The organism is Cryomorphaceae bacterium, assembly GCA_007695365.1.
Lineage (GTDB): Bacteria > Bacteroidota > Bacteroidia > Flavobacteriales_D > SKUL01 > SKUL01.
Window position 1 is genome coordinate 1 of the sequence record REDV01000049.1, and the last position, 9,800, is coordinate 9,800.

Consider the following 9,800-nt stretch of genomic DNA (forward strand, 5'->3'; position numbering starts at 1 on the left):
GATTTGCTGCCGGAACTTCTGGGAAAATTGTCTGCACCATGATTTTGAGGATTATACGATTGCCGTGATTTCAAACCATTTCAGGAGTAGGAAGACACTGCATGATATAGAAAATCAAGCCATCAGGTAAATCCCAAAAATCATGGTTGAGACAATAGAGGCTTCAAAAACGTCTTGTTTGAACGGAATCCTCACATACTCCGAAACAACCTTTCCGCAATCACCATAAAACGAACAATCATTTCCCGATCGGGGTGGAGGTCTTTTGGTTGGATGAGGAGGTTGTTGCACACCGGAGTGATGGCCTTGACGGTTTTGAGTTGGCGGTGGGCGGGATTAAGAATTGTAGCCGTTTTTTATTTGCTATGTTTACAGCAATGGAAAAGTTGCAACGCTTCATAACTGATTTTAGAATTTTTGCGGATTCCGTAGCCACTGAAGACTTCAATGATGTAATCGAAAGATGCAAAACAGTACTCGATGGTTTTATCGAGGTTAAGAAAGATGCAATAATGCATGAAAGAACGGTTGCAGACAGATTCAATCCTTTTTTCATTATGGGCGTCTCGCACCGTGAAACAATTTTTCATAGTCGAATAATTGGTGAATTGTTGAGGCCCACCGGAACCCATGGGCATCAAGATCTTTTTTTGCATTCATTTTTTAAATGTTTCCATCTTGAAGATTTCGTTCAACATATCACAGACAGTAATTGGCTGGTGACACTGGAAAAGTATACGCAAGGCTTGGGGTTTATCGATATTTACCTGGAGCACAAAAAAGCACGAAAGGTCATTTTGATTGAGAATAAATTGTTTGCCACCGATCAACAGGACCAATTGTACCGTTATTATAGTTTTGCCAAAGGGCGCGGATTTTCAGACGAGGATATTCGATTGATTTATCTAACTAATGATGGTAAAGCCCCATCAAATCTATCAATGGATGAAACTAGCGCGGAAACTCTCAAGCGTTTGGCAGATGCAGGGGTTTTCTTAAAACGATCTCACGCGAGGCATACCCGATTCTGGATTGAGAAGTGCCTTGATCGAGCAGAAGCTGAGCGATTGAAGATTACTCTTGAATATTACTTAGAAACCTTACCTAACGAAATATGAGCGTTTACGATGATAAGTTGACTTCTTGGTTGATACAGCCGGATAATTTTGAAACAGCATGGGAGATAAATGAAGCTTTTGAGAAAGCGAAGTTTTATCTGGTAGAAAACTTCTATGAGAGCCTCAAATCAGCCTTGTCAGATGCCGATGAGCTGAGTGCTTTGGGGTACAAATTCATTTCTTCGGGTACCGTGGATGATTCCTATCCAAAATTGGGCTTTTTCAAATCCAATTCTAATGTTCGTGTACAGTATGAGCGATTCGATTCGCGACCTTATTTCGGTATTTGGATTCACAAAAGCCTTCAGGATATGAATAATGAGGAGGCGGCTTTAAGGCATGCAGAAATTTTGAAAAAATCAGGCTATGAAGGGTTTGATAATTTCAAGCGATCTCAGTGGTGGATAGGATGGCAATACATCGACGTGAATTTCGCGAATTACGAATCATTGAGGGAAATTCTGGATGATCGACGCGATAAGTTGATTAATGAAGCCATCGAAAGAATCAGTGTCTATGCTCAAGCAGTACTTCCTTTTATTGAAGAGATTGAAGGAAAGCTGAAGTAACTGATTATTAAATTATTTTCCCCCATGCATCTCGATAACCCGATAACTTTTTGATCGTGTTGTAATCCAAATAGGTCCGCTTCTCACCTTGTTTTGGAGTATCCTTAAATAACTCTTTAGCTTCGCTGGCAGTTAAAACAAAAAACTCTGGTTTAGCTTCAGGTTGATCAACGTGTAAATTCACCAGGACGTAGATAATTCCATTTTTCACTTTGGTTTTGTCCAGGTTCCAACATATCGATTTAGTTCTCTGCATACCTTTCACTTGAATAGCAGCAGTGGAGTCATCACGCTCAACCAACAAATCGATTGATTTGGTATTCCCAAAGGTGACGGAAACATTGTAGCCCATTCTGGCTAACTCACCTGCAACGCAATACTCAGAAGCAATTCCGGTTTGATTTTTTTCGAGTTTAGTCATTTTAATATTTTAAGTTAAAGTAGTTTTCCGTAATGGTTTAAGGTCCACGGTACACATTGCAAAATACTGACTCGCTGGTGTTCTTTCCGCCCACGTCCAAAAGCCGAGCTTCCTGGGGTAATGCGCTAGTAACTTGTTGTTTCAGCAGATCGAAGAGTTCGGTTTCGAGAGCTTGGTTAGTCATTCTATTTCGTTCAACGATAAATGTAATGATTCATCATCAAATTATACCATGCAATTGCGGTGTTTTGAAACTTTGCTGTCGAGTTGTCTGGATCTTTTGAGGTTGGCTCTGGGCCTCATTTATTGCTGGCAGTCAACAGACCTTTCCGGTGAGTGGTGTTCAAATCAAACTCAAAATCTCTTCGAAACACTCCTTCATTTTCTGGTACAGTTTATTAGCTTCAAAGTTTCGCTTCTCGCGATAGTAGACGCTGTAAAGCTTTTTTTCGGTATCGTGTCGTGAGTCAGGCAATCGGCCATTTTGCCACACGAACAACTTTAAGGACTCTAAATTTCTCAATCGCTTTGCAATTCTTGCATCACTCTCATGCACATCAAAACTACTTTGAATTTTTGTCAGAAGTTCTTTCTTCTTTTGGGACAAATCGGATCTATTTTGCTGACGTTTGAACCATCGGTGCAGTGCAGGCTCTCCACTAGTCTTACCTGTTGAAGAAGGTAGGCGCTCGGCTTTTTGGCAGAACGCTGTCAGTTCTTCGTATCGCTGCGACCAGCTTTTGATCCGAGCCGAAATCTTTTCGGTTAGCAATTCTCCATTGGGCCCACATAGATATGTTTTCGATTTTAGGCCCACAAGCCCTTTGTTGTAAAAAACAATATCGCCTGACTGATCAACTCTTAAAATTGTTTCAATACTTTTGAAATTCGATTCAGGTCGAAATTTTAAAACTTCTTCAACCACAGCATCAATATGAGCTGGATAATCGATTGCCGACAGGTAATCAATGACAATTTCACCAATTGTCCCTCCCTTGAAATCGCTTTTTTCAGACTCCCATTTTTTAAGGCCATACATGCTTTTCCTTCCGATAGAAACCACCTCGGGGTGGTGCAATAATGCTGAGCGAATAGAGCCCGGCTTTATTCGCTTGTTTGGCAACTCGGCATTTAAGAAGTTGATAATCTCTTCTAGCTTTAAAGGTCGATTCGCTTTATCGAGAATGTCATAAAGGTATTCTCGAACCGGACGATAAGCGGTGGGTTCAAAAGTTAACACGTCATTTTCGTCTGGCTCCATATTAAATTCTTCCCACAGCAACTTACGAATTAATTGTGCTGCTGGTGCTTTGTGCAGATTAGAAGTGCTTCCTGTTATTTTGGGGATCAATTCTTTTAAGCGAATAATTAAAGGTGTCTTTCGTTTCTGATTCTGAATTTCAAACACAAAATCTGCAAAATCGTTGGCCATCAGTCCACGTTGAAATGTGTCCGAAAGAAGCAAAATGTTCTTCCAGTTATGCCGGGTTCGGTTTTGTACTTTCTGATGTAAAATCACTTCTTTTGGGTCACAAACAGGGCTAAAGCGATTGCGCAACTCAATGCTTAATATCCACGCGATAAATTGCTTTGAAAACTTCGTTGCTGATTTTGAATTCATAGCGGACTGCATATCGCTGTCCACATAGATCCAATCCGTGTCTCTATTTAAATTACTCAGTAAATTCAATGGGGATAATTCCTCAATTATAATCTGGAGTTTGGTAAAAAGCTGTATTCTCAATTGCCTCACGCGTTCGGAACTGAGTTTAACTTGTTTGGCAACTGTGGCCATGGCCACGGACGGGAAATTATCGTAAATATTGAAAGTGGATAGAAGTATTTTTCTCTCTTTTGCACTGAATCTCATGCTTTCCGATAAAACCAGGTTGACCGCAGAGAGCAACGATTCAGGAGCCTGTTCGGTGTTCATGCTGATATTATGCGAGCGCAACATAAAAAGTTTGATGCGTTCGCGATGCAAAAAATCACCATCATCTTTTAGTCCGTCCGTATAGCGAATAACAGATTGAAGGAGTAATTCGATTTCCCTGGCAGAATGCTTGCCTATACCAGGAATAGATTGTATTTCAGATTTTGGAAGACTTTTAAGCAAATGAGGGTAGTCCACTTTCCCATTTAAAAATTTGATCAAGGAGTTCTGCGATCGCACACTCATGCTTTCACATTTTAGCTCTATGAAGCAATTCACAAGGTCCAACTGTTCATCGCTGAGATCGGCAGGTTGCATGGACGTAGCAAGAGGATAGCCGAGTTTGTCGTTGCAAAAGTCGATAAGTTCCTGGTTGGTCTTGGTGCCGCAATTTATGGCAGAACGAAAGTGCCTGTTTTGTTGAAAGTACAGGGCTAAATCATGAGTATTCTTAATACCGAGTGTTTTGCATGTGTTATATGCCCGTACGCTTATTTCACGCGTTTCGTATAGATGCTTCATTTCCATCTTGTCGCTAAATATAATTCAATCAATCTAAATTAGCATGAAAGCTTACATCGCGCAGTATCAAAAAAAAATCTTTCGGAAAGAAGCAACTTTTTGCAGCTTTATCGTCTTTGTAGGCAGTATGAAAACAAAATTCCTTTCAGATCTCGCCGAAATCCGTTTCGGAATTAACACCCGCACCAGCGACCACGGCAATATCCCGTGCGTGCAGGGAAAGGACTTTGACGATTTTGGCCAATTGCAAACGGCGGGATTGTCCTACATCTCAGAAGATCAATGCAAAGATACCGATTTCCTCCAGCCCGGTGATGTGCTCTTTGCGGCTAAAGGCGCGCGGAACTATGCCGTTTGCTGGACGGGACAACTGTCCAAAGCGGTGGCTTCATCTACTTTTTTTGTGGTTCGGAATTTTACAGACTCAGTTTTGCCAGATTATCTCGCGTGGTTCCTGATGTCCGCTAAAGCCGGACGGTATTTTGAACAGAATGTCAAATTAGCGACGGTAAGAACAATCAGTAAAAAAGTAATGGAGAACTTGAAGATTCCGGTGTCTAATGCGAATCATCAAAACGATATATTGCAGCTGAGTCTGCTTTGGAGAAAAGAGAAATTATTAACGACTAAAATACAACACAAGTATGACTACCTTATCAGACACATCGAACCAAGTTAGAATTGCTAACGGACGAGATCGCCTCAGGCAAATGAACCATGACATCTTGAATTTACTCATTGATCGGCAAAATGAACTTTTTTATGAATTGAGACAAACCGTCAACGATCGTGATGTTGAGCGCGCAAATAATATATTTGAAAGACAGAGTAAAATGGTAATGGATGTAAAGGACCAAGCACAAGTCTTTTTCGAAAAATACAGGACGAAACTTGAAAGAATTGAAAAGAGATTGGAAAGTGAGATAAATGAGAAAAAGTTAGAGTCCGAGCTTGAAAGTATTTTAGGATGGGACGCCAACATGGATCAAATACGAATATTGAATTTAATTAAAGAAGCATGACCCAAGTCTCCCAATCCGAAATCAACCAGCTCGCCTGGAAAGCCTGCGACACCTTCCGTGGCGTAGTCGATCCCAGTGAGTACAAAAATTACATCCTGGTATTTCTGTTTTTGAAGTACATCAGCGATGTACACCGCGACCGCAAGGAACAGTACGAGAAAAAGTACGGCGGCGACGCCGTGCGCGTGCAGCGCGCCATGGAGCGCGAACGCTTTGTGATTCCAAACGGTGCCACGTACTACGACATCTACGAACAGCGTAACGATCCGCACATCGGCGAGATCATCAACAAAGCGCTTGACGCCATTGAGGAGGCCAACAAGGGCAAACTCGAAGGCGTGTTCCGCAATATCGACTTCAACAGCGAAAACAACCTCGGCGAAACCAAAGACCGACACCGCAGACTCAAAAACCTCATTGAGGATTTTTCGGACAAGCGGCTCGATTTCCGGCCTTCTACCATCGGCAACCAGGACGTTATCGGAAACACCTACGAGTACCTGATCTCGCACTTTGCCAGCGACGCGGGCAAAAAAGGCGGCGAGTTCTACACCCCGGCCGAGGTCAGCGAACTGCTCGCCAAATTGCTGCAACCCAAAGAAGGGATGCGCATCTACGACCCGGCCTGCGGTTCGGGTTCGCTGCTCATCAAGGTGGCGCGCGAGATCGATTCCGATAATTACTCGGTGTTTGGGCAGGAGAGCAATGGCAGCACGTGGGCGCTGGGCAAAATGAATATGTTCCTGCATGAGCTCGATAACGCGCAAATCGAATGGGGCGACACACTCAACAATCCCAAACTCACCGAGGGCGACCACCTGATGAAGTTCGATATCGTGGTGGCCAATCCGCCGTTTTCGCTCGATAAATGGGGAGCCGAAAAAGCCGAAAACGACCGTTTCAATCGCTTCTGGCGGGGCGTTCCGCCCAAAAGTAAGGCCGACTACGCCTTCATTACCCACATGGTGGAAAGCACGGTAGAAAACACGGGCAGGGTAGGTGTGATTGTTCCGCACGGCGTGTTGTTTCGCGGAAGTGCCGAGGGGCGCATCCGGCAACAACTGATTGAAGAAAACCTGCTCGAAGCGGTGATCGGGTTGCCTGCGCAACTGTTTTTCGGAACCGGTATTCCGGCGGCCATCCTGCTGTTTAACCGCGGAAAGAAAACCACCGACGTGTTGTTTGTGGACGCCAGCCGCGAATACGCCGAAGGCAAACGGCAAAACCGGTTGCGCGAAGAGGATATCGAAAAAGTGGTTTCCACCGTGCGCGACTTTTCGGCGATTGACAAATACAGCTACCGCGCCACGCAGGACGAGATTCGCGAAAACGAGTTCAACCTCAATATTCCGCGCTATGTAGATACTTTTGAAGAGGAAGATGAAGTGGATGTAAGCGCCCTGCGCGGTGAGATCAAAGAACTGGAAAGCGAGCTGGCTGATGTGCGCAAGGAGATGGATAAATATTTGGATGAATTGGGATTTTGAGCGGCTATATGTACATATTGCATTGCAGTGACGGCAGCTATTATACCGGCAGCACCAAAGATCTTGAGTTGCGACTTGAGCAGCACATGCTGGGCCAGGGCGCAAATTACACGCGGAAAAGACTTCCGGTGAAATTGCTGTATTTTGAAGAATACCAGAGAATTGATGAGGCGTATTACCGCGAAAAGCAGGTGCAGGGTTGGAACAGGAAAAAGAAAGAAGCGCTGATTGACGGCAAACCTGAGTTGTTGCCGGAGTTGGCTATTGCTTATCGGGATCGAAATACTTCGGAGTCATTGAAACCGCAATCGCGGCCTGAGGGACTCGAAGGCCAGTCCTCCGAAGCAGAAAGCAACCAACCCGAGCCTCCCTTTGGCTTCGAATCCACCTATGGCTTCGAGAATCCTTCGACCGGGCTCAGGAACCACCTCAGCCAGCCGGTGAACCTCAGCCGGCGGGACGCTCTCGATTCAGATCATTATGAACCACAATCGCACTCAATGAAACCGGAACCGCGGCCTGAGGAGTTCCCTGAGCGCCGCCTGAGGCTCTCGAAGGCAAGTCGAAGGGTACTCGAAGGCCAGCCCAACGAAGCCGATATCTCCTCCGAACCCGACCACCCCTTTGGCTTCGAGTGCCTCAGCCGGCGGGATGCTCTCGAAAGCCAGCCCCACGAAGCACAATGGCCAAATAGCCATCCCAATAAACCTACAAGCAAGTCCAACCAATGAACAACCGATTGGACATACCACGTGAATGGCTGAAGAATCAGGATAATCCCAATATAGCACGGTTTTTTATAACCTACTTTGGTGAAATTTACGTCGGGCGCATTGTTCAACTGCCAGATTATCCAGATAGATTCTTTATAGTCCAATCCTCCAAATCAAAGGAGTTGAAGGGACTTCCAGCAGGCGAAGAACGACTGAAGCAGTTTCAACAAAAAGCACGAGAAATCAAAGATCTCAGTGCAATTGCCGCTACCTGGGATCAATATATCCCTGAAGACAATTATGTGGGCATGGAAGATATGCCTCAGCAACACCATGAACTGAAACGCATGTTCATTTTTGGCGCTGCGGCTTCTTCATTTTGTTGTTTTGATGAACAAAAGGAAGAATTGCGCAAGCATGCACTTTCTCCGCCAACGGGTTACGAGGTGTTTGCAGCGAAATATGATGAATTGATTTCTGAATTTCCCGGAGCCGATCAATCCACCACAAAGTTTGAATCGCGCGGAAATGATATTGAAAGCTGCCTTGAAGAAGAATGGGATATGGTCAAAACGAAATACAATCCCAATGTCGCAATTCGGCACCTGAACATCCAGTTTTATCTACAAAAGCTCTTTTTAACTATTTCTAGCGAAGTCCACCAGAAGTTCCGACGAAAGAATCTTTACCGGCTTTTGTTGAGTAAATTAGAAGCAGTTACATTCGAAAATCCACAAGAGCGAATTTCACTGGTGACGTTTAATTATGATACCATTCTCGACCATTTCGTTACTGAGGCCAATGGTGTGCCATTGAACTCAATGGAAAGCTATGTGGATTACCGCAATAACAACCTGCTCTTGTTTAAACCACACGGCTCATGCAACTGGGGATGGCGCATTCCTCGAGAGTATTCGGAACAATTGAATGGAGCTTCCTTCGCTCAGTATTTGTGGGAGGAAAAGGTAGAACCCTGGAAATTGTATTTCGAGATTCTTGGAGATATTGACGATATGATCGACATCAATAGTTGGGGCCCCGAACAATTTAATGATGAATTCCATCGCGGTCGATACACTATTGCCAAAAGCAAACTGGAAGTAATTCCTAAAGGTCGGGAGACCGATTTTTTTCCGGCATTGCTCATTCCATACCGCGACAAGGACGAAGTACTGATGCCATATGAGCATGTAGAGACCTTAAAACACGCTATTGATAGAATTGAAGAACTATACCTGATTGGCTGGAAAGGCAATGAGCGTCTGTTCAACAAGAAACTTGAAAGAGCAAGAAACCTGAAGCGATTGATCATTGTGAATCCAGAAGCTAAAGAAGTAGAAAAGAGAATTGTGAATTGCCTCCCCAAAGGGGTTAAGCCAGAGATTATTCATGTACACGATTTCGAGGAATTTGTGTTGAATCGAATGGACGAGTTACTGAAAATTGAACGGAATTGAAATGGAAGTTGAAAAAGACATAGCGTTGACAGAAACTCAACAAAAACCCGGCTACAAAAAAACCAAACTCGGATGGATTCCGGAGGAGTGGCAATTTGTCGAATTCGACAAAGTCGCTGGTAAAAGTGCCAAGAAATATGATCCGGCCTCCAAAGAATCTTTGCCGTGTGTTGAATTGGAGCATATAGAACAAGAGACTGGTTCGATCAATGGATATGTAAACTCAGTAGATCAAAAAAGTATCAAATCAAGATTTTTTAGAGGTGAAGTTCTTTTTGGAAAATTGCGACCTTATTTGAGAAAGTACTGGATCGCCGAATTCGATGGAGTATGTTCAAGCGAAATTTGGGTGTTGATTCCTCGTAAAGAGTTAATGGAAGGCGTGTTTTTACATGCTTTGATTCAGCAACATAGATTCATTCAGGCTGCAAATGTTACTAGTGGATCAAAGATGCCAAGAGCAGATTGGGACTTTGTGTCAAAGTTTCCAATTCTTGTCCCACCCCTCCCCGAACAACGCGCCATTGCTGCCGTGCTCTCCACCTGGGACCGCGCCAT

Annotated in this window: 10 protein-coding genes; 8 read left to right on the forward strand and 2 right to left on the reverse strand. The window is 44.0% G+C overall.

Annotated features, from left to right (window positions below):
* Positions 1-254 precede the first annotated feature (254 nt).
* The gene (locus EA392_02430) at positions 255-1,118 is read left to right on the forward strand and encodes a hypothetical protein (GenBank protein TVR41063.1); all 864 of its coding nucleotides are present in this window, start codon (positions 255-257) and stop codon (positions 1,116-1,118) included.
* Complete coding sequence (locus tag EA392_02435) at positions 1,115-1,687, forward strand: hypothetical protein (GenBank protein TVR41064.1); 573 nt, start codon at positions 1,115-1,117, stop codon at positions 1,685-1,687. The genes EA392_02430 and EA392_02435 overlap by 4 nt, the downstream gene beginning before the upstream one ends.
* A gap of 7 nt (positions 1,688-1,694) precedes the next feature.
* Here EA392_02435 and EA392_02440 read toward each other — a convergent pair whose 3' ends face one another.
* Together EA392_02440 and EA392_02445 are read right to left on the reverse strand one after the other, a co-directional pair.
* Entirely contained in the window at positions 1,695-2,108 is a 414-nt protein-coding gene (locus tag EA392_02440) for a hypothetical protein (protein ID TVR41065.1), read from the reverse strand.
* A gap of 343 nt (positions 2,109-2,451) precedes the next feature.
* Complete coding sequence (locus EA392_02445; GenBank protein ID TVR41066.1) at positions 2,452-4,569, reverse strand: hypothetical protein; 2,118 nt, start codon at positions 4,567-4,569, stop codon at positions 2,452-2,454.
* Positions 4,570-4,606: 37 nt separating this feature from the next.
* On the opposite strand from EA392_02445, the gene EA392_02450 reads away from it, so the two are divergent.
* From EA392_02450 to EA392_02475, 6 genes are all read left to right on the forward strand, one after another.
* Positions 4,607-5,242 (forward strand): restriction endonuclease subunit S, encoded by a 636-nt coding sequence (locus EA392_02450; protein ID TVR41067.1) that lies wholly within the window; start codon positions 4,607-4,609, stop codon positions 5,240-5,242.
* A 31-nt stretch (positions 5,243-5,273) separates the two neighbouring features.
* Entirely contained in the window at positions 5,274-5,585 is a 312-nt protein-coding gene (locus EA392_02455; GenBank protein TVR41068.1) for a hypothetical protein, read from the forward strand.
* Complete coding sequence (locus tag EA392_02460) at positions 5,582-7,072, forward strand: type I restriction-modification system subunit M (GenBank protein ID TVR41069.1); 1,491 nt, start codon at positions 5,582-5,584, stop codon at positions 7,070-7,072. Before EA392_02455 ends, EA392_02460 begins: the two co-directional genes overlap by 4 nt.
* Positions 7,073-7,080: 8 nt before the next feature.
* A complete protein-coding gene (locus tag EA392_02465) occupies positions 7,081-7,803 on the forward strand; it encodes a GIY-YIG nuclease family protein (GenBank protein ID TVR41070.1) in 723 nt (240 codons plus the stop codon).
* A 164-nt stretch (positions 7,804-7,967) separates the two neighbouring features.
* Entirely contained in the window at positions 7,968-9,242 is a 1,275-nt protein-coding gene (locus EA392_02470) for a hypothetical protein (protein ID TVR41071.1), read from the forward strand.
* On the forward strand, positions 9,229-9,800 hold a 572-nt coding region (locus tag EA392_02475; GenBank protein ID TVR41072.1), incomplete at its 3' end, for a restriction endonuclease subunit S. The genes EA392_02470 and EA392_02475, both read left to right, overlap by 14 nt.

What these genes read in the sequence shown, in the direction of transcription:
- EA392_02435 (TVR41064.1), top strand. Translation starts at nt 1,115, where the DNA reads ATGAGCGTTTACGATGATAAGTTGACTTCTTGGTTGATACAGCCGGAT.
- EA392_02440 (TVR41065.1), bottom strand. Translation starts at nt 2,108, where the DNA reads ATGACTAAACTCGAAAAAAATCAAACCGGAATTGCTTCTGAGTATTGC.
- EA392_02445 (TVR41066.1), bottom strand. Translation starts at nt 4,569, where the DNA reads ATGGAAATGAAGCATCTATACGAAACGCGTGAAATAAGCGTACGGGCA.
- EA392_02450 (TVR41067.1), top strand. Translation starts at nt 4,607, where the DNA reads ATGAAAGCTTACATCGCGCAGTATCAAAAAAAAATCTTTCGGAAAGAA.
- EA392_02455 (TVR41068.1), top strand. Translation starts at nt 5,274, where the DNA reads ATGAACCATGACATCTTGAATTTACTCATTGATCGGCAAAATGAACTT.
- EA392_02460 (TVR41069.1), top strand. Translation starts at nt 5,582, where the DNA reads ATGACCCAAGTCTCCCAATCCGAAATCAACCAGCTCGCCTGGAAAGCC.
- EA392_02465 (TVR41070.1), top strand. Translation starts at nt 7,081, where the DNA reads ATGTACATATTGCATTGCAGTGACGGCAGCTATTATACCGGCAGCACC.